Source organism: Rhodococcus sp. 3258, from assembly GCF_031456475.1.
GTDB lineage: Bacteria > Actinomycetota > Actinomycetes > Mycobacteriales > Mycobacteriaceae > Rhodococcoides > Rhodococcoides fascians.
On record NZ_JAVDUT010000002.1, the window covers coordinates 226,124 to 248,841 of the forward strand.

The 22,718-nt window shown below is 65.1% G+C and carries 25 protein-coding genes; 9 read left to right on the forward strand and 16 right to left on the reverse strand.

The window, feature by feature from the left end:
* Nucleotides 1–16 precede the first annotated feature (16 nt).
* Both J2X62_RS08530 and J2X62_RS08535 read right to left on the reverse strand, forming a co-directional pair.
* Nucleotides 17–2,368: a transglycosylase domain-containing protein gene (locus tag J2X62_RS08530; RefSeq protein WP_230591041.1), complete on the reverse strand. Its 2,352-nt coding sequence runs from the start codon at nucleotides 2,366–2,368 to the stop codon at nucleotides 17–19.
* A 411-nt stretch (nucleotides 2,369–2,779) separates the two neighbouring features.
* Nucleotides 2,780–3,211, reverse strand: coding sequence for a DUF5318 domain-containing protein (locus tag J2X62_RS08535; RefSeq protein WP_027495064.1), 432 nt, complete (start codon nucleotides 3,209–3,211; stop codon nucleotides 2,780–2,782).
* 99 nt (nucleotides 3,212–3,310) lie between these two features.
* Between J2X62_RS08535 and J2X62_RS08540 the strand changes: the two genes are divergently transcribed.
* Together J2X62_RS08540 and J2X62_RS08545 are read left to right on the forward strand one after the other, a co-directional pair.
* On the forward strand, nucleotides 3,311–4,126 hold the full coding sequence (locus J2X62_RS08540) for a DUF1707 domain-containing protein (protein ID WP_310179703.1): 816 nt from the start codon (nucleotides 3,311–3,313) through the stop codon (nucleotides 4,124–4,126).
* A gap of 24 nt (nucleotides 4,127–4,150) precedes the next feature.
* Complete coding sequence (locus J2X62_RS08545) at nucleotides 4,151–4,993, forward strand: DUF1707 domain-containing protein (RefSeq protein WP_310179705.1); 843 nt, start codon at nucleotides 4,151–4,153, stop codon at nucleotides 4,991–4,993.
* 26 nt (nucleotides 4,994–5,019) lie between these two features.
* On the opposite strand, the gene J2X62_RS08550 is transcribed toward J2X62_RS08545, so the two are convergent.
* The 3 genes from J2X62_RS08550 to J2X62_RS08560 are packed head-to-tail and all read right to left on the reverse strand — an operon-like array spanning nucleotide 5,020 to nucleotide 6,007.
* Nucleotides 5,020–5,292, reverse strand: a complete 273-nt coding sequence (locus tag J2X62_RS08550) for a DUF4235 domain-containing protein (RefSeq protein ID WP_032370038.1) — start codon at nucleotides 5,290–5,292, stop codon at nucleotides 5,020–5,022.
* Entirely contained in the window at nucleotides 5,289–5,567 is a 279-nt protein-coding gene (locus J2X62_RS08555; protein ID WP_032367665.1) for a DUF3618 domain-containing protein, read from the reverse strand. The genes J2X62_RS08550 and J2X62_RS08555 overlap by 4 nt, the downstream gene beginning before the upstream one ends.
* Entirely contained in the window at nucleotides 5,564–6,007 is a 444-nt protein-coding gene (locus tag J2X62_RS08560; RefSeq protein WP_310179715.1) for a phage holin family protein, read from the reverse strand. The genes J2X62_RS08555 and J2X62_RS08560 overlap by 4 nt, the downstream gene beginning before the upstream one ends.
* A gap of 197 nt (nucleotides 6,008–6,204) precedes the next feature.
* Here J2X62_RS08560 and J2X62_RS08565 point away from each other — a divergent pair, with 197 nt between their 5' ends.
* Together J2X62_RS08565 and J2X62_RS08570 are read left to right on the forward strand one after the other, a co-directional pair.
* Nucleotides 6,205–6,795 (forward strand): PadR family transcriptional regulator, encoded by a 591-nt coding sequence (locus J2X62_RS08565; protein WP_027495058.1) that lies wholly within the window; start codon nucleotides 6,205–6,207, stop codon nucleotides 6,793–6,795.
* The gene (locus J2X62_RS08570; RefSeq protein ID WP_027495057.1) at nucleotides 6,788–7,870 is read left to right on the forward strand and encodes an inositol-3-phosphate synthase; all 1,083 of its coding nucleotides are present in this window, start codon (nucleotides 6,788–6,790) and stop codon (nucleotides 7,868–7,870) included. The genes J2X62_RS08565 and J2X62_RS08570 overlap by 8 nt, the downstream gene beginning before the upstream one ends.
* A gap of 95 nt (nucleotides 7,871–7,965) precedes the next feature.
* Here the strand turns inward: J2X62_RS08570 and J2X62_RS08575 are convergent, their stop codons facing one another.
* On the reverse strand, nucleotides 7,966–8,316 hold the full coding sequence (locus tag J2X62_RS08575) for a nuclear transport factor 2 family protein (protein WP_310179718.1): 351 nt from the start codon (nucleotides 8,314–8,316) through the stop codon (nucleotides 7,966–7,968).
* A 108-nt stretch (nucleotides 8,317–8,424) separates the two neighbouring features.
* Here J2X62_RS08575 and J2X62_RS08580 point away from each other — a divergent pair, with 108 nt between their 5' ends.
* A complete protein-coding gene (locus J2X62_RS08580; RefSeq protein ID WP_032385219.1) occupies nucleotides 8,425–8,859 on the forward strand; it encodes an MmcQ/YjbR family DNA-binding protein in 435 nt (144 codons plus the stop codon).
* The gene (locus J2X62_RS08585; RefSeq protein WP_032373433.1) at nucleotides 8,850–9,734 is read left to right on the forward strand and encodes a LysR family transcriptional regulator; all 885 of its coding nucleotides are present in this window, start codon (nucleotides 8,850–8,852) and stop codon (nucleotides 9,732–9,734) included. The genes J2X62_RS08580 and J2X62_RS08585 overlap by 10 nt, the downstream gene beginning before the upstream one ends.
* Here J2X62_RS08585 and J2X62_RS08590 read toward each other — a convergent pair.
* Genes J2X62_RS08590 through J2X62_RS08605 form a run of 4 tightly spaced genes read right to left on the reverse strand, consistent with a single transcriptional unit; the run spans nucleotide 9,718 to nucleotide 13,047 of the window.
* Nucleotides 9,718–9,891, reverse strand: a complete 174-nt coding sequence (locus J2X62_RS08590; protein WP_167327633.1) for a hypothetical protein — start codon at nucleotides 9,889–9,891, stop codon at nucleotides 9,718–9,720. The two genes, J2X62_RS08585 and J2X62_RS08590, sit on opposite strands and share 17 nt — an antisense overlap.
* On the reverse strand, nucleotides 9,888–10,709 hold the full coding sequence (locus J2X62_RS08595; RefSeq protein WP_032367661.1) for a carbohydrate ABC transporter permease: 822 nt from the start codon (nucleotides 10,707–10,709) through the stop codon (nucleotides 9,888–9,890). The genes J2X62_RS08590 and J2X62_RS08595 overlap by 4 nt, the downstream gene beginning before the upstream one ends.
* The gene (locus J2X62_RS08600; RefSeq protein ID WP_196248930.1) at nucleotides 10,706–11,752 is read right to left on the reverse strand and encodes a carbohydrate ABC transporter permease; all 1,047 of its coding nucleotides are present in this window, start codon (nucleotides 11,750–11,752) and stop codon (nucleotides 10,706–10,708) included. The genes J2X62_RS08595 and J2X62_RS08600 overlap by 4 nt, the downstream gene beginning before the upstream one ends.
* Before the next feature lie 14 nt (nucleotides 11,753–11,766).
* Entirely contained in the window at nucleotides 11,767–13,047 is a 1,281-nt protein-coding gene (locus J2X62_RS08605) for an ABC transporter substrate-binding protein (protein WP_032367659.1), read from the reverse strand.
* Nucleotides 13,048–13,235: 188 nt separating this feature from the next.
* Between J2X62_RS08605 and J2X62_RS08610 the strand changes: the two genes are divergently transcribed.
* On the forward strand, nucleotides 13,236–14,054 hold the full coding sequence (locus J2X62_RS08610) for a DUF2786 domain-containing protein (protein WP_032385407.1): 819 nt from the start codon (nucleotides 13,236–13,238) through the stop codon (nucleotides 14,052–14,054).
* 3 nt (nucleotides 14,055–14,057) lie between these two features.
* Here the strand turns inward: J2X62_RS08610 and J2X62_RS08615 are convergent, their stop codons facing one another.
* The 6 genes from J2X62_RS08615 to J2X62_RS08640 form a co-directional block, all read right to left on the reverse strand.
* Nucleotides 14,058–14,867, reverse strand: coding sequence for a MerR family transcriptional regulator (locus J2X62_RS08615; RefSeq protein WP_310179727.1), 810 nt, complete (start codon nucleotides 14,865–14,867; stop codon nucleotides 14,058–14,060).
* Between the two features lie 288 nt (nucleotides 14,868–15,155).
* The gene (locus J2X62_RS08620) at nucleotides 15,156–16,421 is read right to left on the reverse strand and encodes an MFS transporter (protein WP_204847230.1); all 1,266 of its coding nucleotides are present in this window, start codon (nucleotides 16,419–16,421) and stop codon (nucleotides 15,156–15,158) included.
* A complete protein-coding gene (locus tag J2X62_RS08625) occupies nucleotides 16,418–18,169 on the reverse strand; it encodes an ABC transporter permease subunit (protein ID WP_310179730.1) in 1,752 nt (583 codons plus the stop codon). The genes J2X62_RS08620 and J2X62_RS08625 overlap by 4 nt, the downstream gene beginning before the upstream one ends.
* A 3-nt stretch (nucleotides 18,170–18,172) precedes the next feature.
* On the reverse strand, nucleotides 18,173–19,657 hold the full coding sequence (locus tag J2X62_RS08630; protein ID WP_238325138.1) for an ABC transporter substrate-binding protein: 1,485 nt from the start codon (nucleotides 19,655–19,657) through the stop codon (nucleotides 18,173–18,175).
* Between the two features lie 17 nt (nucleotides 19,658–19,674).
* Nucleotides 19,675–20,436: an ABC transporter ATP-binding protein gene (locus tag J2X62_RS08635; protein WP_230074305.1), complete on the reverse strand. Its 762-nt coding sequence runs from the start codon at nucleotides 20,434–20,436 to the stop codon at nucleotides 19,675–19,677.
* Nucleotides 20,433–21,158, reverse strand: coding sequence for an ABC transporter ATP-binding protein (locus J2X62_RS08640; RefSeq protein ID WP_310179734.1), 726 nt, complete (start codon nucleotides 21,156–21,158; stop codon nucleotides 20,433–20,435). The genes J2X62_RS08635 and J2X62_RS08640 overlap by 4 nt, the downstream gene beginning before the upstream one ends.
* A gap of 106 nt (nucleotides 21,159–21,264) precedes the next feature.
* On the opposite strand from J2X62_RS08640, the gene J2X62_RS08645 reads away from it, so the two are divergent.
* Together J2X62_RS08645 and J2X62_RS08650 are read left to right on the forward strand one after the other, a co-directional pair.
* The gene (locus J2X62_RS08645; protein ID WP_032367655.1) at nucleotides 21,265–21,774 is read left to right on the forward strand and encodes a TIGR04338 family metallohydrolase; all 510 of its coding nucleotides are present in this window, start codon (nucleotides 21,265–21,267) and stop codon (nucleotides 21,772–21,774) included.
* A 72-nt stretch (nucleotides 21,775–21,846) separates the two neighbouring features.
* Nucleotides 21,847–22,611 (forward strand): LLM class F420-dependent oxidoreductase, encoded by a 765-nt coding sequence (locus tag J2X62_RS08650; protein ID WP_310179736.1) that lies wholly within the window; start codon nucleotides 21,847–21,849, stop codon nucleotides 22,609–22,611.
* Nucleotides 22,612–22,718 lie beyond the last annotated feature (107 nt).

Here is a 22,718-nt window from a genome sequence, read left to right on the forward strand (position 1 = left end):
TCGTCACCGTTCGGTGCTACTGGCCGGGAGTCGCCGGTTCGGGGGCTGCCGGCTCGGGTGCTGCCGGTGGCTGTGCGGGCTGAGCCGGGGCCAGACCCGGCAGCGGAATGGTGACGCCCGGCAGAATCTCGACCTGACGCGGCGTGATGACCACCGGCGGCGAGATCTCCGTCGGGATCGGCAGAGTCACGGGCGGCGGCGCGGACGGAGCCACCGTCGTGACCGGGGCGGCCGGTGCCGAGTACTGCGGGACACCTGCCTGACCGGCGATGGCCTCGGGCGTCGGGAACGTCTCGTTCGAGGTGCCCTCGAGCGTGCCGTCCATCGTCGCCTTCCAGATGTCCGACGGTATGCCCGATCCGTAGATCGGACCGCCGTAACTGTTCTCGAGCGGCAAGCCCTGCTCGGTACCGACCCACACCGCCGTCGACAGTGACGGGGTGTACCCGACCATCCAGGCGTCCTTGTTCTGCCCGGTATCACCGAGCTGCGCGGTACCGGTCTTCGCCGCCGATTGACGACCACCCGCGAGGTTGTGACCGTTGGAGTACCCGGCGATCGGACGCATCGCCGACGTCACGTTGTCGGCCACCGCCGCCGAGACGACCTGCTGACCGGCCTCGGGTGCACGATCGAGCAACACCGTGCCGTCGGCCGTGACGACCTTCTGCACGAAGTGCGGGGTGTGGTAGACGCCGGAGGCTGCCAGTGTGGCGTAGGCCGAGGCCATATCGATCACCCGCGACTGGTACTGGCCGAGCACGATTCCGTAGTTCGGGCCCGCGTTGTCGGGCTCGGTCAGCGTGGGGCCTACGCCCTCGATCTCCTGCGGGATACCGAGCTTGTGTGCCATGTCCGCGATCGCCTGCGGGCCGTTGTCCATGCCCAGCATCATGCGGTAGAAGCTCGTGTTCAGCGACCGCTTGAGGGCTTCGGCGATGGTGCACGTGCCACAGGATTCGCCCTCGACGTTGCTGATCTGGATGCCGTTGACGTCGAGCGAGGAACTGTCGTACATCTTCGACAGCGGAATGCCTTGGTCCAAGGCAGCGGCGAGGCCGAACACCTTGAACGACGATCCGGTCTGCAACCCGGACTGCGCGAAGTCGAAACCGCGCCCGTCCGCGCCGCCGTAGTACGAGCGGACCGCGCCACTGCGCGGATCGATCGACACCGACGCCGTGCGCAGCTCCGACGGCTCACCCTGCAGGTTGTTGTCCACGGCCTCGACCGCGGCGGCCTGCGCCCTCGGATCGATCGTCGTCGTGATCTGCAGACCCTCGGTGTTCAGATCCTGATCACTGACCCCGACAGCCGACAACTCACGCAGTACCTGCGCCTTGATCAGACCGTTGGGACCTGCGTCGGCGGCATCACCCGAATCGACCTGAGAAATGGGGACCCACTGCGGATACTGCATCGCCGCACGCTGAGTCGCATCGAGCTGGCCCTGCGAGACCATGCCGTCGAGCACGTAGTTCCACCGCGACTGAGCACCGGTGGGGTTGACTTCCGGATCGAGTCCGGACGGCTGCTGGATGGTCGCAGCCAGTACTGCGCCTTCCTCGACCGAGAGCTGATCCACGGATTTGCCGAAGTACGCCGTCGACGCGGCAGCGATGCCATAAGCGCCACGACCGAAATAGATGGTGTTCAGATACGCCGCGAGAATGTCGTCCTTGGACCATTGGCGAGCCATCTTCGACGAGATGACCAGCTCCCGCATCTTGCGCGTCAACGTCCGCTCGGAGCCGACCACCGCATTCTTGACGTACTGCTGGGTGATCGTGGAACCACCGCCCGCGCTGTCACGTCCGAGAACGTTGTCGCGCAGGGCACGGCCGAAGCCGGTCACCGAGAACCCGGGATTGGAATAGAAGTCGCGATCCTCCGCCGAGAGCACGGCGTTACGCACGTGCTCCGGAATCTGGTCGATCGTGACATCGGTTCGGTTGCCCTCGGGTGGCACCACCTTGCCGAGCACGCTCGACCCGTCGGAGGCGAAGATCGTCGCAACCTGATTGGTCCTGAGGTCACCGGGCCGCGGGACGTCCACCAGCGTGTACGCCACCATGAACAGCAGAATCGGCACTATCAGGCCCAAGGCGATCAACGCGTAAATGGTGCGTCGAACAACCCGCCACTTGGACTTCTTCTTCGTTTTCGCGGCGGAACCTCTTTCGGGGGGCTCGGGCGGTTCGTTGCCCGAGGAGCTAGCTGATGGATCGTTCGGTTCGTGTGGCGGCGGGACGGATCCCGATCGGGTGACACCTGCCGCGGCGTAGCGACCGTCACCGGACGGGCGACCCTGCGGTGGCATCGGACGCTGGCCCGGAGGCGGACCCGGGCGTTGGCCGGCGGGAGGCATCGGCGGTCGACCCTGCGGTGGCATCGGACGCTGCCCAGGAGGGGGCCCGGGGCGCTGACCCGGAGGCGGTACCGGACGCTGACCCGGAGGTGGCATCGGCGGTCGACCCTGCGGTGGCATCGGACGCTGCCCGGGAGGCGGTCCGGGGCGCTGACCCGGAGGCGGTAGCGGACGTTGGCCCGGAGGAGGCACCGGACGTTGGCCCGGTGGGGGTACCGGACGACGTCCGGGCGGATCGGAATGGCGGCTGCCGCGCGGTGGTCCGGGCACGTCGGGGCGCCGTCCGGAGTCGCTACGGCCAGGTTCGTTGTTACCCGGGTTGTTGTCGTAGGGGGAACTCACGTACGAATCTCCAGTAATCTCGGCGGCCGCGTCGAATTCTCGGTGGCTGGGTTCAGCGAAGCGATTGTGTCATTCACTCGCAGTTCGACGGTTCGGTTGACGGGATCCCGATCGTGGGCGACGGGGTTGCTTGGGTGCGGGCACGGCCCCGAGGACGTAGGACTGGACGAGGTGATTCCAGCTGCACGAGCGGCAGACCTCGACCACATGGACCGAAAATTCCTCTTGGGTGGCAGCCAGCCGACCGAGTTCGTCGGCCGTTCTCGCGGAGCCGGACAGGGGTCCGAGCTTCTCGCCGAACACCCACGACACCAGCGTGAGCTGCTCCTTCCGGCAGATCGGGCACACTACGTCGCTGCCGCGGCCGTGGAACTTGGCGGCACGTAGAAGATAGGGATCTGCATCGCAGACCGCTGCCACGCCCGTCCTACCGGAGTAGACCTCGGCCAGCAGCGACCGACGCTGAAGGGCGTAGTCCACCACCTGTCGCTGAAGTCGCACGAGAACCAGAGTACGTGCGGCAGTGTCGATGGAGACCTGCGATCCCCGCCTGGACGACGATCGACCCCCATTCCTGGGCCGAGAAACTATGCTCCACCTGTGCCGACGCGACTGTCACCCAGTACGCGAGCGCGTGATGTGGATCGCACCGATACTTGCGCCACGTTGGACGAAGCACTCGCCGATGGCCAGCTGTCCGATTTCGAGCACGCCGCAAGGATCGATCTGGCGAAGGAAGCCGACACGATCGCCGATCTGCACGCCCTCATCGAGGACCTTCAGAACGACACCGATCTGCCGCCGATGGCCGACCCGATCGAGTTCGCGCATCCGATCACGACGGCAAAGGGCTCACGCCTGGGCTTCATGGCCGTCGCGGTCCCTGCCGTTGCCGCACTCGTGGCGCTCACATTCGGCATTCGCGCGTGCTCGAACACCGATGACCCCGAATCGGGTCTCGGGTCGGCCGGGTACAAGAATCCTGCAGTCGTCGTGGACATCGTCGATGCACTGCAACAGAAGATCGGCACGTCGGTGGTCGACAGACTCGGTTTGTACGACGACTACGCCGTCATTTCGGCACCCGCACCCGGCGTGCCACAGAAACAGGTCAGCTACACCTATCGCAACGGCGTGATCGGCGACTACGACGACAATTTCTCGAGCACCCGCGACTTCGACGAACCTCAGATCGACCTGGCGACGGTCGATCTGACGAAGGCAGCGGGGATCATCGCCGGTGCCCGCGAGAGCTTGAACATGAGTCGCATCGACAGCTACACCGTGAGCTTCCACGGCAGCGACAACGGTCCGCAAATTTCCGTCTCCGCCGACAACACCGACCAGGAAAGCGGAACTCTCCTGTTCGATCCCGCAGGCAACTTCCTGCGTGTCACGCCGTTTTCGTTCGGCTGATGTGTCCGGAAAGGAGGCCGCAGGATGGCACAACGACCCGATTTTCGCGCCCGTGACATCGACCGCGCACTGACCGCCACCGTTCTGGATTCCGCATACGCCGACGGCCAGCTCACCTTCGACGAGCACCGCCTACGTAGCGAACGTGCGCGGGTGGCCATCACCCTGCGCGATCTGCGACGACTGGTCTCCGACCTACAAATCGACGTCGACCTTCCGGAACCACCGCCGCGAACATCCGAACCGAAGAACCGGCTACTGCTGGCACTCGGCTCGGTCGTCATCGTGACTGTAGGGCTGGTGGTGTTTCTGTCGACCAGGACCGGCGAACAACCGGTTCCGGCTGCTGCCGTCGTCGCGTCCACGACGACGCGCAGCGTGACCCCCACCGTGCCGATGGACCTGCCGGTCGACGTCACCCCGATCATCGCCCGTCCCTTCGTTTTCGACACGGCAGCCGGACTCGACGATTTTCGAGAACGCTACGTGGAACGCTTCGGCAGTTCGCAGGTTCTCGAGGTGTTCGTCCAGATGGACGGCAACCGTGCCGATGTCTATCGCCCGACGGCAGAGGGCCGACGAGAGCGCGTATTCGTCTCCGGGGGGTTCGAGGTGTATCACGAGACCGAGCCGCCCGAGGAACAAGAGGCGCTCTTCGATTGGGCCACAGTCGATTCCGCGGTTCTGGCAGGCCTCGTCGCGGGAACGCCCGAGGCCGTCGGGGTCCCGGACGCCGCCGTCGAATACGTCATGATCACCGACTCCCGCGGTGAGCAGCGCATCTCGATCACCGCACACAACGACGACGACCAGGGCGGCCGCGTCGAAGCGGACTTCGCGGGCAACATCGTCTCGGTAAGCCGATAGACGCCGCGAATCATGTTGCGTGTCGGCTACTTCGGGCTCTCGTGCGTGATGGCGCGGTAACCGGTTGCCCCTGCCCTGTCGACTGCGGCCTTGACGACGCCGAACACCGCACCGTGGACGGCTGCCGCGATCAGCACCTCTCGGACGGAGCGATTCAGATCCTTCGGGTCGGGGGCCGCCGCGTCGTCGTCGCCGACGTGCTTCCACACCTGCTTGAATACCGCGCCGGCCGCCAGCCCGCCGAGCACACTCGTCGCCAACGACATCGGTCTGTAGAACGCCTTCGATACTGCACTCATCGAAACACCTTCCTCGTACGTCGGCGACGAAGAAGAACCGTCACCAACACTGCGGTCACCACGAAGCCCACGGCCCCTGCGGCAGTGCCGGGCCTACTGCGCACCGCATCGGAGGCACGTGTCGCCTGTCGAGAGGCCTCGTTGCCCACTCGAGTGGGGATGTCGGCTTTGGCCGCGAGAGCGGCGACGGTGTCGGCCAGTTCGGAACGCTGTTCCTCGATGCTGGGCGGCTGATCGGAGTTGCCGGGAACACTGTGCGCCGGTGTGTCGGTCATCGGAGTCCCTCCTTCACCGCGGTGATGTCGTCGCCGATACGTGCTGCGGTGTCCGCGGGAATCGGCGGCAAGGCCTTCTTGGCACGGGACGCGCCGACTGCGGCCAGAATGCCCCCGATCGCCAGCACCGCGATCGCGACGATCAGCGCCGCGAGCCATGCGGACAACACTGTCGCCAGTCCGAGCACTGCGGTAGCGATCAGGGTGGCGAGCCCGAGGAACAGCAGCAACGCACCCGCGCCGGAGATTCCGACGCCTACCCCGAGGCGGCTTCCCTTGCTCTTGACTTCGGCGAGTCCGGCGTCGATCTCGGTCCGGACGAGCGTCGAGACCTGAGTCGTCAGTCGCTCGATCAGTTGCACCGTCGACAGGTCCGCCACGTGGGAACCGCGCTCGGACTCGCCGTACGACAGTGGGGGCGGTTGATCGTATTCGTGCATGATGCGCTCCTTCGATGTAGTGCCGTCCTGTGTCGATACCCGCGAAGGACCCCGAAAAACACGCCCACAAATGCCGATTCGCGCGATGTAACCGGCCATTGGTTTGCCACTTCATGTATCGGCGCGATACATTCTCCGATAGTGTGGCTCATCGCATCGCCAGGATGTGATCGTTGGATTCGAGAAGGGGGAGTTGCATGCTCGAGCTCGCAATTCTCGGACTGCTTCTCGAATCACCCATGCACGGTTACGAGCTTCGCAAGCGGCTGACCGGCCTGCTCGGAGCATTTCGTGCGTTTTCGTACGGATCGCTGTACCCGGCGCTCCGTCGACTACAAACCGACGGGCTCATCGCCGAGGACGCCGGTCCCGAACTGCTCGTGAAAAGACGAGCAAAACGGGTGTACGTGCTCACCCCCCTCGGCAGGGAACGATTTGCCGAACTGGTGGCCGACACCGGACCGCAGAACTACACCGACGACGGATTCGGCGTACATCTGGCCTTCTTCAGTCGAACCCCGGCAGAAGCTCGGGTCCGCATTCTCGAAGGCAGACGACGCCAGGTCGAGGAGCGCCGAGAAGGCCTCCGCGACGCTGTGGCCAAGGCGAACGGAACGCTCGACCGCTACACCCGGCAACTCCACCAGCTCGGTCTCGAATCGAGCGAACGCGAGGTGCGCTGGCTCAACGAAGTCATCGCAGCCGAGCAAGCCGCCCCCAACCCAGCACCGTCCCACACAGCACCAAACAGGACAGTCAAGACAGAAGGAGAACCCGACCATGGGTGAGAACAACAACGCAATCCGCGTGGCCATTGTGGGTGTGGGCAACTGCGCCTCATCCCTGGTCCAGGGTGTCGAGTACTACAAGGACGCAGACGAGAACGCCACCGTTCCCGGCCTGATGCACGTCATGTTCGGCAAGTACCACGTCCGCGACGTCGAGTTCGTCGCCGCGTTCGACGTCGACGCCAAGAAGGTCGGCTTCGACCTCTCCGAGGCCATCTTCTCCAGCGAGAACAACACCATCAAGATCGCCGACGTGCCCCCGAAGGACGTCCACGTCCTGCGCGGACCGACCCTCGACGGCCTCGGAAAGTACTACCGCGAAACCATCACCGAGGCCGACGGCGAAGCAGTCGACGTCGCACAGGCACTGCGTGACGCCAAGGTCGACGTCCTCGTGTCCTACCTCCCCGTCGGATCCGAAGAAGCCGACAAGTTCTACGCACAGGCAGCCATCGACGCAGGCGTCGCCTTCGTCAACGCCCTCCCCGTCTTCATCGCCTCCGACCCCGTCTGGGCCAAGAAGTTCGAGGACGCTGGCGTCCCCATCGTCGGCGACGACATCAAGAGCCAGGTCGGTGCCACCATCACCCACCGCGTCATGGCGAAGCTGTTCGAAGACCGCGGCGTGCAGCTCGACCGCACCATGCAGCTCAACGTCGGCGGCAACATGGACTTCCTCAACATGCTCGAGCGCACCCGCCTCGAGTCGAAGAAGATCTCGAAGACCCAGGCCGTCACGTCGAACCTGCAGAAGGAATTCAACGCCAAGGACGTCCACATCGGACCGTCCGACCACGTCGGCTGGCTCGACGACCGCAAGTGGGCCTACGTCCGCCTCGAAGGCCGCGCCTTCGGTGACGTTCCCCTGAGCCTCGAATACAAGCTCGAGGTCTGGGACTCGCCCAACTCTGCCGGCGTCATCATCGACGCAGTCCGCGCCGCGAAAATCGCCAAGGACCGCGGCATCGGTGGACCGGTCATCCCGGCTTCCGCTTACCTGATGAAAAGCCCGCCGAAGCAGCTGGCCGACGACGTTGCTCGCGAACAACTCGAAGCCTTCATCATCGACGCGTAATTCTCCGCGGCACTGACGCCCGCCGGTCCACTCAACGTGACATTGACCCCCCAAAAGGCCACTAAACGTCACATTGAGTACCGGCGGGCGTTCGTCTATCCCGCCTCGACGATGGCGCGGGGGTCGAATGTCACCCTGATTTCGGTGATTTTGCCGTTCTCGATTTGTTGCCAGTTCGCGGTGGGGGCCGGGGGTGCGATGGACGTGTGCAGCTCGAACCACGTCAGCACGTTCGGGCCATCGACGAAGACGTGCGCGATGTCGATGTCGGTGACGATCTGCGACATTCCCTTCAACCCGGCGACGCATTCTTCGCCGCTGTCGGCGGTGCCCAGTGACCCCCGAAACGTGGCGTCTTCGTGCAGGATCGACGCCAGAGTGTCGAAGTCCTTCGCCTTCCAGGCCTCGAAGTAGGTTGCTGCAATTTGTGCGGGTGTCTGTGTCATGGATTCGAGTCTCGAACCGGCGCAGTCAGAAGTCCAACAGTTGGTTCCGATCATCACCAGAACTTTTACTCATAGCCGCAGCTAGACGCTACGCGCTATGGTTCTCGCGTGGCCATCGATCCCACCTCGAAGCATCCGATTCTCGAACGCGTTCGCGCTCTGGCGTTCGCGTACCCCGACGTGACCGAGAAGGTTTCGCACGGCAGGCCGACCTTCCGCACGACCTCGGTGTTCGTCTACTTCGGCGGCGGCGTCAAAGGCGGCGATCAGTTCGATCTGTCGATCATCGTCAAATGCGAGAGCGCCGAGGAGCAGCGAGCCTGCGAACTCGAGCCGCGCTACTTTCATCCCGCCTACCTCGGACCCGCAGGCTGGGTGGGGTTCGACCTGAGCAGTGACCGCAAAGACAAGGCCGACAGCGATGTCTGGGCCGAAGCCGCCGAACTGATCGACTGCAGCTACCGCGTCACCGCGCCGAAGCGCGCGATAGCCCGCCTCGATGCCGGCGAAGGTCCCGATCTGGGAGTACAGCAATGGAACTGAGGCAGCTCGAGTATTTCGTCGCGGTGGCCGAGGAAGCGAACTTCACCCGCGCTGCCGCCCGCGTTCACATCAGTCAATCGGGGGTCAGCGCACAGATCAGGGCGCTCGAGCGCGAACTCGGGGCCGAGCTGATCGACAGATCCGGTGGCACAGCCACTTTGACCACAGCCGGCCAGGCGGCGTTGCCGCAGGCCCGCGCGACACTCGCCGCGGCAGGATCCGTCAAACAATCCGTCGACGATGTGACGGGCCTACTGCGCGGCAGACTGAGCGTCGGTATGGTCACCGCCTGCACCGTTCCCCCACTGTTCGACGCGTTGGCGGGCTTCCACGCGGCACATCCCGGCGTCGACATTGCTTTGCGCGAGGGTAATTCGGACGATCTCGTCGCGGATGTTCGATCCGGCGAGCTGGATCTTGCGTTGGTCGGTCTCGCTTCTCGGACCCCCGCCGGACTCGAATCGATGGTGGTGATCGACGAGCGGATCGTTGCCGCCGTGCCGGCGGAGCATCCACTGGCGGCGCAGAAGGACGCGACACTCGCCGAGGTGTGCGAATATCCGATCGTTGCCCTTCCGCCGGGCACCGGAATTCGTGCGGTGTTCGACAGGGACTGCGCCGGGGGAGGTCTGTCACCGTCGATCACGTTGCAGGCCAGCGCACCTGACGCGGTAGCCGACCTCGCCACCCGCGGTTTGGGGGTCGGGATTCTCAGCCGGTCGATGGCCGAATTCTACGGCGACCGGCTCGTCGCGATCGAGCTGACCGACTCGCACACCGCCGCCCTGCTGGCCCTGGTGTGGCGCAGCGCGATGAGTCCGGCACTGGCCGAACTGGTGGGTATCTCGACGACGAGTTTCAGCGAATCTTCTTGACGGTGAACCACAGTGCGACCAGCAAGCCGAGCAGCGCTACGGACGGCAGCACGCCGGGATCACCTCCGATGATCCCGGCTACGGCGAAACCGAGAGCTACCAGCGCAAAGAACCCGAGAATGCCTGCCAACAACTGCAGGTGGTCCTGCGCCGTCACGACTTGACGCCGCCCGCCGTCAGTCCGGAGATGATGCGGCGCTGGAACAGCAGCACCATGATCACCAATGGAATCGCAACGATGGTGCCCGCGGCCATGATCGCGGCATACGGCACCACAAGCGGATCGTTGCCGGTGAACCGCGCGATGGCGACGGTCACCGGTTCGGTCTTGTCACTCGAGAGCTGACTGGCCAGCAGGTACTCGTTCACTGCGGCGATGAACGCAAGAATCGCGGTGGTGAACAAGGCAGGCGCGGCGAGCGGGAGCATCACCAGGCGGAATGCCTGGAATCGTCCGGCGCCGTCGATCCGCGCGGCTTCTTCGAGCTCCCAGGGCAATTCGGCGAAGAACGCCGCCAGCGTATAGATCGTCAGCGGTAGGACGAACGAGATGTTCGGGATGACCATCGCCTGGTAGCTGCCGATCCAGCCGATGTTGGTGAAGAACTGGAACAGCGGGGTCACCAATGCGACGACGGGGAACATCGACGCACCCAGGATGATGCCCGTCACCACGTACTTGAAGCGAAAGTCGATGCGGGAGAGCGCGTATGCGGTGAAAATGCCGATGACCAACGCGATCAGTGTGGTCGCGCCGCCCACGATCAGGCTGTTGCCCACCGCACGAAGAAAATTGTTGCCGTTCGCCGTCGACAACGCGTTCTCGAAGTTCTCCCACGTGACGTGCGTCGGCCACGGCGTCGTGTCGAAGGTGTAGCGCGGGTCGCGGAATGCGGTGACGACCATCCAATAGAACGGTGCCAGTCCCCAGACGAGAATGACGACGACGCCGAGATAGATGCGAGCTTGCTTCATCGGCCGGGCCCCTTGCGCTGATTGTCCTGAGTGGCAACGGCATTGGCACCGAGAAACTTCACCAGGATGAACGCCACGACGAAGATCATGATGAACGAGATCGTCGACAGCGAGGCAGCGCTGTTGAATCCCTGCCGAATCTGATCCACCACCAGGATCGAGATGGTCCGGGTGGCGGGATTGCCCTCGGTGAGGATGGCCGGCAAGTCGTACATACGCAGCGCGTCCATGGTGCGGAACAGAATTGCCACCATCAACGCGGGCTTGACCAATGGCAGTGTGATCTTGGTGAACCGCTGCCACGCCGACGCACCGTCGACGCGAGCCGCCTCGTAGACGTCGGCGGGAATCATCTGCAACCCGGCCAGAATCAACAGCGCCATGAACGGCGTCGTCTTCCACACGTCGGCGATGATGACGGCGAAACGAGCGGGCCACGCGTCACCGGTCCACAGAATGTTCGTTCCCAGAATGCGATTGGCGACACCGTCGTACGCGAAGATGAAGTACCAGAGCTTGGCCGTGACCGCCGTCGGGATCGCCCAGGGGATCAGGATTGCCGCGCGCAACAGGGCGCGTCCGGCGAAGGTCTTGCCCATGATGACGGCCATTCCGAAGCCGATGACCACCTCGATGGACACCGTGACGACCGTGAAGAACGCGGTGTTTCCGACGGCACCCCAGAACTGCGACCCCAGCGTTCCCGGCGGGCAGGGCACCGATGTGCCCGACGCCGAGGTGCATTGCTGCAGAATCCAGTGCGTGTAGTTGTCGAAGCCGGCAGATCCACCGGTGACGAACATGCCGGTGGCGGGATCGAGACCGGGATCCTTGGAGAAGGACATCACCAGGGCTCGGATCACCGGGTAGACGATGACGATCGCGAGGATCACCATCGTCGGTGCGATCAACAGCCAGGCCCGACCCTGCGTCAGGCCGAACCGCTTGTTTTTGGACCGCACATGCCGACCGCGGCCGGGGGACGAGCCTCCGGCCGCGGTGGTTGCGGCGGCCCCACTGGTCACACCAGCAGGTACAGCCATTGGTTCTCCCGAAATCAGTTGGCGCCGGCGGTTTCGATACCGGCCTGCATGTCCGTGATCGCCTGGTCGACGCTCTTCTCACCCTTGATGGCGGCAGAGACGTTGTCCTGCACGGCCTTCGAGACGGCCGGGTAGAACGGGGTGACGGGACGCGGAACTGCGTTCTCGATGGATGCCTTCAATGCGGGAAGGTACGGCATCGCGGCGATCAGTGCGGGATCGTCGTACAGCGACGAGAGCACGGGCGGCAAAGCACCCTCGGCGATGATGCGCTGCGCCTTCTCGCCCTGCATGAAGCGCAGGAAGTCGGCAGCAGTTGCCTTGTTCTCGGAGTACGCGCTGATCGCGGCGTTGTATCCGCCGAGCGTCGAGGTGCCCACTCCGGTGACGCCGGGAAGCGGTGCGACCGCGTACTTTCCGACCACAGCCGAACCTTCTTCTGCGGCGGTGCCGTAGACGTACGGCCAGTTGCGCAGGAACAGTGTCTTTCCGTCCTGGAACGCCTGCTGGCTGTCGGACTCCTTGAACGTGGTGTCCTGGGCCGGGATGACGCCGGTCTCGAACGCGGTGACCAGAGTCTGCAGTCCGGCCTTGGCTTCCGGGCTGTTGACGGTGGGGGTCTTGCCGTCTTCGCCGACGATCGATCCGCCGTGCGCGTTGATGATCTCCGACGCATTGGCCGTCAGACCCTCGTAGGGGGCGAATTGCCCTGCGTAGCAGTCGATGTTGTTGTCGCGGGCGACCTGGCAGTCCTCGGTGAGCTCGGCCCAGGTGGTGGGTGCCTCGGGGAGCAGATCACTACGGTAGTAGAGCAGTCCACCGTTGGTGTTCTTCGGCGCGGCGTACTGCTTGCCGTTGTAGGTCGCGCTCGCGACGGTCGCCGGAAGAACGCCTGCGTTGTCGAGTGCGAATTCGCCCTCGAGCGGCACGAGCCAGCCCTTGGCCGCGAACTCGGCGGTCCAGACGACGTCGAGTGCCATGACGTCGTAGTCGCTCTGCTGCGCCTGGAGCTGCTGAACGAAGTCGTCGTGGGCCTGATCGGCGTCGGCGGACTGCTCCTTGAAGGTGACCTGCTGATCAGGGTTGGCGGCGTTCCACTCCGAGATGATCTGCTGGACGACACCGGTCTCGGTGGTGTCCTGGCCCTCTACATACGTGATAGGTCCACGGCCGTCGGCATTTTCGGATGCAGCACCCGAATCGCCGCTCGAACCGCTGTCGCTCGAACATGCGGTGAGCGTCAGCAGCGTGGCTGCTGTCGCAACCACTGCCACCTTCGTGATCAAAGACGCCATTGTTTTCTCCACTTACTTCTACGCGGTGGTATGCGCCCGGAGATGGGCACGCAGAATCGTGCTGTGATGCTCCCCCGACACATATGTCGATGGGTACTGTGGCACACAACTCACCGCGTAGGGGTCATTATCGAGTTCCTGAATCGGTCAACCCGGACGTGTCGGAGGTGCCCGGTACCCTTTCGCTCATGAGTTCGGACAAGATGCTGACGCGAATCGGCGGATTGCTGCGTCAGGCGGAGTCCACCGACAACCCCCACGAGGCCGAGGCCTTCATGGAGGCTGCGCAGCGTTTGGCCACGTCGGCGTCGGTGGATCTGGCGGTGGCGCGTTCGCACAGCGCATCCCGCGAACGGCAGGCGACGCCGACTCAGAAGGTCATCCCCATCGGTGAACCGGGCAAGCGTGGACTCAAGACCTACGTTCAACTGTTCGTCGCCATCGCCCACGCAAACGATGTGCAGTGCGACGTCGCCAGATCGTCGACGCAGGTGTTCGCCTACGGTTTCGACTCGGACATCGAGACCACCGAGGCCCTGTACTCCTCTTTGCTGATTCAGATGGTCCGAGCGTCCGACGGGTACATCAAGTCCGGTGCCTACAAATCCGAGACGGCCATCCGCACCGTCACCGAGGTCAAGAATCGTCGCCGCTACACCCGACGCGAGGAAGTGCCCGTCGCCGCCGTGACGGCACGTCTGAACTTCCAGACGGCATTCGCGTCGCGCATCGGTCAACGGCTCGCGGAGGTCAAGAAGGACACCGAGGCCAAGGCCATCGCGCAGGAGACCTCCGGTGCCGGAACCGCTCTGGTGTTGCGAGACAAAGAGATCGAGCTACGCGACTACTACCGCCAGACGTCCACCGCACGCGGGCACTGGCGAGGCCAGAGCGCGAACGCCGGGTACTCCGAGGGCGCACGCAAGGCCGGAGATCGAGCGGGACGAAACGCGAAGATCGGCGCCCACGCAGAGATCGGCGGAGCAAGCCGGCAGCTGGGACGCTGACTCCTACGTGGCCGGTGATGCCGTGAACACCGGCCATCCGATGTCGGTACGCCAGAGCGCCGAGTTCTCGGTATCCCGCGGCCCGACGACATAGACCTCGCGAACCGGCCCCGCAATGGCGAGGCCGTTGGTCTCCACGTGCACCCCGAGCGCACCGTACGTGACGTCGATGTCGTCGTGGGGTCCGTGATGAACCGTCACCGCGAGTTCGACGGGAGGCAGCGTCATCGGCCGAACTCTGCAGACGGATGGCGCATCGACGGTGGGAACGTAGACGGTCAACTCACCCCGCCCGTCGGTGAAGAGTTCGTTGTCGTACAACCCGCCCGGCGGCCCCGTGGTGTCCGATACGACCGCGTCGATCTCGGCCATCGCGTCCGAGTACCAGACCAGCACGTCGGACGCGTCGACCACCTCGGAAATGGCTGCAACAGAACCCTGTTCGGTGAGAATGCGTCGGACATCGATCGCGGGCGGAGTGGGATCGAGCAACCGGCGCAGCGCCGTCACGGCTGATCTGGTGTCGTCCAACTGACGCTCGAGTCGAGTGAGATGTTCGGCGATCAGTCGAGCGCGGGCATCGGGATCGGGTGTCTGCACGATTGCCCGCACCTCCCGCTCCGGCATCTGCATCTTCCGGAATCGACCGATGATCTGCGCGACCCCGACCTGATCGGTGGCGTAGTACCGATAGCCCGAGTAGTCGTCGACCGTCGCGGGTTCGAGCAAACCCGACTCGTGATAGCGACGCAGGGTCTTCACCGACAAATGGGTGATTCGCGAGAACTCGCCGATCGTGAGCAATCCGTTCATGTCGATATTCTCGCCCCTCCCCGTGGGGGAGAGTCGACTCTCCCGGGGGAGGGGTGACGCCGGATGTAGCCGAGGCCGCCGCAAACGCGCGCGCGTTCGCCAGATGCGCGCGGAATAGCCCCGAATTCGAGGCGAATCCACTCGCGTATGACAAACGCGCGCGCGTTTGCGGGAAATGGGGGCGGCGGGATGGGGACGACGGCGGGATGGGGGCGGCGGGATGGGGGCGGAGGAAAGGGGGCGGGGAAATGCGGGCGGCCGACAGAAGCCGGCGACACCAGAACCAACTCAGTCGAGTCGAGCCAACACGATTCGCAGGCCGATGACACTGGCGATGGGGAACAGGGCAGCGACCAGCCATGGGATTGCTGCTCCCCAGCCGGTGTCGGGCGAGGCGTCGATCACCGCTCCGACGGCGATCGAGCCGATGAGCACCCCGATCCCACCGAGCGAGGCCATGAATCCGTAGTAGGAGCCGAGTCGGCGTTCGGCAGCCATCTTGGGGACGAGGTCGCGCGCCTGCGGCATCGCGATCATCTGCCCCAGTGCCAGCAGCAACACGAACAGGGCGGCCGGAATCAGGCCGACGAGCCCCGTCAGCTCCAGAGGACTGAGGATCGCCACCAGCGCGAAAGAGAGTGCCATGACGGCAAATCCGATCGGCAGCGTGATGCGCGGCGAGACCGCGGCGACGCGTCGGGTGATGGGCAACTGCGTCGTGACGACGAGTACCGCGGAGATTGCGAAGAACCAGCCGAGTACCGTCTGGGATCCCCAGGCCCGTTCGACCTCGAGGGGGAGCAGCAGATACAGCTGGTTGTAGGCCACCAACTGCGCGCTCATAGCGACGGCGAACAGCACGAAGGTGCGGTTGCGGATCACGTCGGTCCAGCCCGAGAGCCACGGATCGTCGCGGTGTTCGCCGGGCTCGCGCGGCAGCCATCTGATGTGTGCGGCGATGACGAGGACGAAAATGACTGCGGCCGTGAGACATGCGATTCGGAAGTCGGCCAACAACAGCAGAGATCCGATGAGTGGGCCGGTGAACGATCCGATCTGATTGCACACCGACAACAGCGCGAAGGTCTGAACCCGGGTGGCACCGCCGCTGCGTTCGCTCTTGCCGGCTTCGATGGCGATCGCGGATTCCACTGCGGGAGAGAACAATGCGGCCGCGAACCCGACCAGTACCGTCGCGGCGACGACACCGGCAAGAGAATCGAACGCAGCCAGGCCCAGGAACCCCAGTACTCGCAGGACACAGCCGACGAGGACCACCGGCTTGATGCCCCACCGATCGGCGAGGGTGCCGCCCACGAAGAACAGGCCCTGCTGCGAGAACGTTCGGATACCGAGGACGACGCCGACGAGTGCCGCTCCGAGTCCCAGATCGGAAGTCAGGTGCACCGACAGATACGGCAACACCATGAAAAAGCCGATGTTGAACGTCATCTGGGTGAGAACCAGCAATCGCACCGTGGGCGTGGCGCGCCCGAGGTCGACGAGAAACGACCACCGCCACCGCGTCGGCGACTTGTCGGTCCTCGAACTCATGTAACGCGCCCTCCTGCATCGACTTTGCCGTCAACGCTACCGGTCGTTCTCACCCGCCCCGACGTCGCGCTGGCGACGGAGACGGCGAGGACGGCCAGCGCGATCAACGACGCCAGCGGTGCTGCCGCGACCCACGGTGCTCGCTCGACGGCGGCTACCCCGTCGGACAGGATCAGTCCCCAATCCGCGGTCGGAGGTTGCGGACCGAGTCCCAGAAATCCGAGGGCGGCGAGCGCCAGAGCGACACCGGGAAGGCGGATCATGGCGTGCCGGAACACGGCCGGCAGCACGCCGGGAACGATGGAGCCGAACAGGATTCGACCGTTGCCGGCACCGAGTGTCGGCAAGATGGAGATGTAGGGCTGTGCTCGCGCCTCGTCGACGAGTGCGGCGGTGTGCGCGGCGAGTGGAGCCCACGTCACGATCAGGACCGCGACAGCCGCCCCGCCGGCGCTCGGACCCCAGATCGCGGCGATGAGGATGCCGGTCACGACGGGCGGTGCGGCATTGGTGACCTCCACCAGGCCGCGGGTCGCTCGGGGAATCAGCCCCAGCAGTACCCCGACGCACAACGCCGCCAGCGTGACTGCCAGCGACAGGCCGATCGACCGCACTGCCCCGTCCGCCACTCGGGCGAGCAAGTCGCGGCCGGACGCGTCGGTTCCGAACGGGAACGTCGACGATGGTCGGGCGAACTTCTCACGGGTGGTGACCTGGCCGTCTCGTGGCAGCCCCACCAGTACCATCACCGCGAGCATCGATGCGGCTGCTATCGGGACGATCCACCGACGCGATGAGGGGTGGAACACCCCGCCTGGAATTGGCATCGCCTTCTCGTGCAGTGCGCTGCCGAGCAGTAGACGGCGTAACAGTTCCGCCGCGATACCGAGGGCGGCACTGACGGCCAGCAGCAGCAGGATGTCGATCTGTAGGGCGGGCAGGTCCTGCGACTGCGCGTCACCGAGCGTCGAGCGCCCCAATCCCGGTATGGCGAAGACCTTTTCGACGGCCACTGCGCCGCCCGTCATGGCCACCATGATCAAACCGACCTGCGACGCGAGTCCGGGGACGGCCCGGCGCAACACAGCGACGGCAATCTGCCGCCGCGAGAACCCGGCCACCGTCCACGTGATCACCCATCCCTCGGTGAAGGTCACGGCTACCGCGTCGGCGAGGAGGCGACCGATCAAGCCACCCGCTGGAAGGCCCAGTGCCAGTGCGGGCAACACCGCATATTCCGGCCCGTTCCACCCGTACGCCGGAAACGACAACCACACTGCTCCGACGACCACCAGTACCGAGGCGAGCAGGAACTCCGGCAGAGACGTCAGCGCGGCCGCAATGCTTCCGCCGGTACGTTTCGGCGTGCCGCGCAGCCCGGCCCGCATGCTCGGCAGGACGACGAGAGCGGCCGTCACGAGCGCGACGACCATCGCGAAACCCATCAGGGTCAGCGAGACGGACAGTGCCTCGAGCGCACCGGGCAGTACGGGTTTGCCGGTGTTCCAGGATGTTCCGGGATTGCCCGACGCGAGGCCGGTGAGCCAGTTCCAGAAAGTTCGTAGCGGCCCGGCGTCGAGACCGAGGTCGTTGCGGATGGCCGCGAGGGCCTCGGGCGTCGCTTCTTGCTCGGCGGAGCGTGCCCGCAGAATGCTCAGTGCGGGGTCTCGGTCGGACAACCACGGCAGCATCCCGACGAGCAGTACGACGCCAGCCACCGAGAGCAGCCGTGAGACAGTCGTTCTCACTGCCTACTCGAAAGCGGTCTGGTTGGTGATCAAGGTGCGCTCGCGTGGATCGCGGGCCACGCCGGTCACGCCCTCGGATTCTCCCTGGATGACGCGTTCGTGCAGCAGCGGTACCGCAGCGTCTTTTTCGAGGATCAGTTTTTCGGCGTCGAGGATCGCGGTGCGGCGAGCGTCGCCGGGATCGGTGGCTGCGGCGTCGGCGAGCGCGGTGTCGACCTGCGGATCGCAGAACTGCGAGATGTTGAACGATCCCTCGCAGGCGAAGTCGGAGTACATGTACGCGGCCGGGTCTCCGGAGTCGAGCACGGTGGCGCGGGAAAGGATGAACGCATCGAATGCACCGGCGAGAGCATCGGTTTCGATGAATTGATACTCGCGCACGACCTGTTCGACGACGAAGCCCTTGGCTTCGAGCTCCTGCTGCAGCAGCACCGCGACCTCCGGGAGTTCGGCTCGGTCGGTGAAGGTGGCGAGGGTGATCTTCTTGCCTGCGGCGTCGCCGGCCGGGGTCTGCGTACGCGCCGGACGGTCGGCGGCCCACGGCAATGCCGGGCCGAGCAATCCGTTTGCGGCGTCGGCACGGCCCTCGTACACCTGGTCGACCAGCCGATCCTTGTCGACCGACTCCCGCGCGGCGGCGCGCATGGCCGGGTCTGCGAAGACCCCGGACTCGGTGTTCAGGTACAGGGTGTTGGTGCGCGGCATCGGCACCTCGTGCACGAGTGCCTGATCGACGTTGGCGGCCTGAGACACCGGAATCGCCTCCACCACATCGGCTGTGCCGTTGCGTAGCGCTGCGGCGCGGGCCGTGCCGTCGGGTACGAAGTCGACGTCGATGCCGGAGACCTTCGCCGGCTCTCCCCAGTAGTTCTCGTTGCGGTCGAGAGTTGCTGTCGACGTGCCGTTCACGGCCTTCAGCACGAAGGGCCCGGTGCCGGTTCCGATGGGGTTGCTGCTACCCGTCGAGTACGCGTCGGGTGCCAGGATGGCCAGCTGTGGGCTCGACAGTCGTTGCGGTACCAGTGGATCGACGTCGGCAGTGGTCACAGCGACGCTGTCGGCGTCGGTGGCGGTCACCGTCATGTCGACGCCGTCAAGGATGCGCGGCTTGGGGGCCGACTGCGTGGCTGCGGTGAGCGCGGTGACGACGGCCGCTGCGTCGAGCGGGGCACCGTTGTGGAACGTGACGTCCGGCCGGATGTCGAAGTTCCAGGTCCGATCGTCCACCCGGTTCCAGGCGGTGGCCAGACCCGGCTCGGCCTCACCGAGATCGTCGAGAACGATCAACGTCTCGGCGGTGGACCAGCGCGACAGCTTGAAGGCGTCGTCACTGAACTGGGACAACCCCGAACGAGGTGGCTGCAGCATTGCCACGCGCACGCGGTTCTCGCCGTCGTCGGAGGAGGCAGAACTGGACGAAAAGCACCCGGTGAGCGTCAGTGTGCCCACTGCTGCGAGCGCGCCGATGCGAAACATGTTGCTGGTCAATGTAGCTCCTGATTGTGTTACGTGAGCCGAGGAACGGCGTCGATCAGATCTCGGGTGTGCTCGTGCTGGGGCCGAGTGAGAACGCTGCGGACAGAACCGGATTCGACGATGCGACCCTCCTGCATCACCGACACGTCGCTGCAGAGTCTGGCCACGGCCGACAGGTCGTGGCTGACGATCAGCAGCGCACCCGGTAGGCCGGCAAGTACATCGAGCACCTGCTCTCGGAGGTCGGGATCGAGCCCACTGACCGGCTCGTCCGCCAACAGATAGTGCGGCGCGCAGGCCACGGCTCGGGCGATGGCGACTCGTTGTTTCTGTCCGCCGGACAGCTCGGCCGAACGGCGAGCCAGGAAGTGCGCATCGAGTCCGACGGCAGACAATGCGCCGGTGGCCGTGGCTCGGTGATCACCCTCGATACCGAGTAGGCGTAGCGGAGTAGCGACGAGGTCGAGGACGCTGCGGCGCGGGTCGAGGCTGGTCGCCGGATCCTGCGGAATGTACTGCACACGGCGGCGGAACCACCGCAGCGATCCGGCCGATCCGGGTCGGACGGCTCGCCCGTCGAGCGAGATCCTTCCGCCGCTCGGGGCATCGACGGCCAGCAGCAAGCGCAGCAATGTCGTTTTACCGGAACCGGATTCACCGACGACGGCAATCCGCCCGGTCGGCGGCACCGCGAACGTGACGGCATCCAAGGCGGTGTGCGACGTGCCGTGCCGGTCGTACTGCCGCGTGAGTGCCGTACCCACCAAACCGGCAGACTCGTCCAGGCTCACGACGCAACCAGCTGCCGGAACGGATCGGCCGCCCGAGCCACATCGATCATCTGTCGCGTTCGATCCGAGTAAGGATTCTTGAGTACCGTTGCAGTGGAACCGGATTCGATGATTCTGCCGGAATCGAGAACCAGCAGGTGGTCGCACAACTGCGCGGCGACGGCGATGTCGTGGGTGATCAGTAGCAACGACGGCACCTGCCGCAGAGCGTCGAGAACGCGCGCCTGACTCAGGACGTCCAGTGCCGTCGTCGGTTCGTCGGCGATCACCAGCGAGCTCTCGCGCGCCAATGCCATTGCGATGCAGACTCGTTGACGCTGACCACCCGAAAGTTCGAGTGGGTGCGAGGCCAGGACGCGCGCGGTGTCGTGCAGACCCACTCGCGCGAGCAGCGCGGCGGCTTCGGGCGTGCGGAGTTGCCTGCCGACGGTGACCATCGGGTTCAGCGCCGTCGCGGAGTCCTGGAAGACCATCGCCGGGCGTGCGGTGCGCGGCCGCCGCGGGGTCGGAACACCGGCGACATCGTGGCCGTCGACGACGACGCGACCGGAACACGTGATGCCCGGCGGGAGGTATCCGACCAGAGCCGAGGCGATGGAGGACTTGCCCGAACCCGAGGCGCCCAGCAGGCCGACGCGTCGACCCGTGGGTATCTCGAACGAGACGCCGTCGACGATGCGGGTGCGTCCGGCGTCGATGCGGAGATTCTCGACGACGAGCACGACGAACTCCTGAGCCTGGAAGTGGGAATGACTTCGACAATCGTTGTCACTTGAACCATAGGCGAGCGCCGGTACGGAAACAACTCGACCTGCTTAAGCTGGACGAGTGAGCAGACCGAGGGATGCGCAGCGGTCGGCGGTGTACGACGCCGAACAGATGGTGCGGATCATGTTCGATCGAGCCGAGGAGCGCGACAACCGCGTCGTGACGGTGTTGGGCTCACAGATCACGCTGCCGATCGAGCGGAAGTTCGCCTCGTTGGAATCCGTGCAGAGCTATGTCGATGCGGTGCTGGCGCTGGACTGGATCGCGACTACCTGGCCCGACGCCGGTCGGACGGTGACCGTCCGGGCCAGATCCGGATCGGGTGCCGCCCACTACGAACGCGACGCCGCGACCATCGCGGTACCCCTGCATCAGGGCAATCGGGCCTGGGCGCTGCGCGAGCTGGTGGTGCTCCACGAACTGGCTCACCACTTCGGTGACGAGGACGAGCAACAGCACGGCGGAGCGTTCGTCGATCGCTACATCACGTTGGTCGGCGACATCGTCGGCTCCGAGGCCGGGTTCGTCCTCCGAGCGATGATGGCCGAGAGCGGAGTACGAGTCGGCTGATCTCGATCGACGTGCATCGCGCGAAACGAGGTGCATCATGGGTGAGACAGCCCACACGACGAGGAGACGTACATGACCGTCAAGATCGGTGTTCAGCTTCAGCCCCAGCACGCGCCCGACTATCAGCTGATCCGCGACGCGGTGCTGCGGTCCGAAGACGCGGGGGTCGACATCGTCTTCAACTGGGACCACTTCTACCCGCTGTACGGCGACCTCGACGGCGCGCACTTCGAGTGCTGGACGATGCTCGGTGCCTGGGCCGAGCAGACGTCGAACGTGGAGATCGGCGCGCTCGTCACCGGAGGTGGCTACCGCAACCCCGACCTGCTGGCAGACATGGCGCGCACCGTCGACCACATCAGCGGCGGCCGGTTGATTCTCGGCATCGGTGCCGGATGGAACGAGAAGGACTACGACAACTTCGGCTACGAATTCGGTACGGCCGGTTCACGTCTGGCGCTGCTCAAGGAGAGCCTCGGCAGGATCCGGCACCGCCTCGACGTCGGTAACCCGGCCCCGACGCGCGACATCCCGATCCTCATCGGCGGCGGCGGTGAGAAGAAGACCCTCAAGCTCGTGGCCGAGTACGCCCACATCTGGCACAGCTTCGCCGACCTCGATGCACTGAAGCGTAAATCCGAGATCCTCGCCGAGCACGGCACCACCGTCGGGCGGGACACCTCGGGCATCACCCGCTCGGTCTCGTGGCCGGGCGCGGACACCGCACAGGACTTCGTCGACGCCGGGGCCACGCTGTTCACCGTCGGTACCGGGGGACCGGATTACGACCTCACGGAATTGGGCGAGGCCATCGCGTGGCGGGACGCACACTGCTAGACGCGATTGAGGTGAGGGAATTTCGGGAACAAGCGGGTTGCTTCATACAACTGCAATGTGATTGTCGTGTGCCTCCATCGGCACGATAGCCTCGTTCGTCCCTCCCG

What these genes read in the sequence shown, in the direction of transcription:
- J2X62_RS08530 (WP_230591041.1), bottom strand. Translation starts at nt 2,368, where the DNA reads ATGCCTCCCGCCGGCCAACGCCCGGGTCCGCCTCCGGGCCAGCGTCCG.
- J2X62_RS08545 (WP_310179705.1), top strand. Translation starts at nt 4,151, where the DNA reads ATGGCACAACGACCCGATTTTCGCGCCCGTGACATCGACCGCGCACTG.
- J2X62_RS08550 (WP_032370038.1), bottom strand. Translation starts at nt 5,292, where the DNA reads ATGAGTGCAGTATCGAAGGCGTTCTACAGACCGATGTCGTTGGCGACG.
- J2X62_RS08555 (WP_032367665.1), bottom strand. Translation starts at nt 5,567, where the DNA reads ATGACCGACACACCGGCGCACAGTGTTCCCGGCAACTCCGATCAGCCG.
- J2X62_RS08560 (WP_310179715.1), bottom strand. Translation starts at nt 6,007, where the DNA reads ATGCACGAATACGATCAACCGCCCCCACTGTCGTACGGCGAGTCCGAG.
- J2X62_RS08565 (WP_027495058.1), top strand. Translation starts at nt 6,205, where the DNA reads ATGCTCGAGCTCGCAATTCTCGGACTGCTTCTCGAATCACCCATGCAC.
- J2X62_RS08570 (WP_027495057.1), top strand. Translation starts at nt 6,788, where the DNA reads ATGGGTGAGAACAACAACGCAATCCGCGTGGCCATTGTGGGTGTGGGC.
- J2X62_RS08575 (WP_310179718.1), bottom strand. Translation starts at nt 8,316, where the DNA reads ATGACACAGACACCCGCACAAATTGCAGCAACCTACTTCGAGGCCTGG.
- J2X62_RS08585 (WP_032373433.1), top strand. Translation starts at nt 8,850, where the DNA reads ATGGAACTGAGGCAGCTCGAGTATTTCGTCGCGGTGGCCGAGGAAGCG.
- J2X62_RS08595 (WP_032367661.1), bottom strand. Translation starts at nt 10,709, where the DNA reads ATGAAGCAAGCTCGCATCTATCTCGGCGTCGTCGTCATTCTCGTCTGG.
- J2X62_RS08600 (WP_196248930.1), bottom strand. Translation starts at nt 11,752, where the DNA reads ATGGCTGTACCTGCTGGTGTGACCAGTGGGGCCGCCGCAACCACCGCG.
- J2X62_RS08605 (WP_032367659.1), bottom strand. Translation starts at nt 13,047, where the DNA reads ATGGCGTCTTTGATCACGAAGGTGGCAGTGGTTGCGACAGCAGCCACG.
- J2X62_RS08610 (WP_032385407.1), top strand. Translation starts at nt 13,236, where the DNA reads ATGAGTTCGGACAAGATGCTGACGCGAATCGGCGGATTGCTGCGTCAG.
- J2X62_RS08615 (WP_310179727.1), bottom strand. Translation starts at nt 14,867, where the DNA reads ATGAACGGATTGCTCACGATCGGCGAGTTCTCGCGAATCACCCATTTG.
- J2X62_RS08620 (WP_204847230.1), bottom strand. Translation starts at nt 16,421, where the DNA reads ATGAGTTCGAGGACCGACAAGTCGCCGACGCGGTGGCGGTGGTCGTTT.
- J2X62_RS08650 (WP_310179736.1), top strand. Translation starts at nt 21,847, where the DNA reads ATGACCGTCAAGATCGGTGTTCAGCTTCAGCCCCAGCACGCGCCCGAC.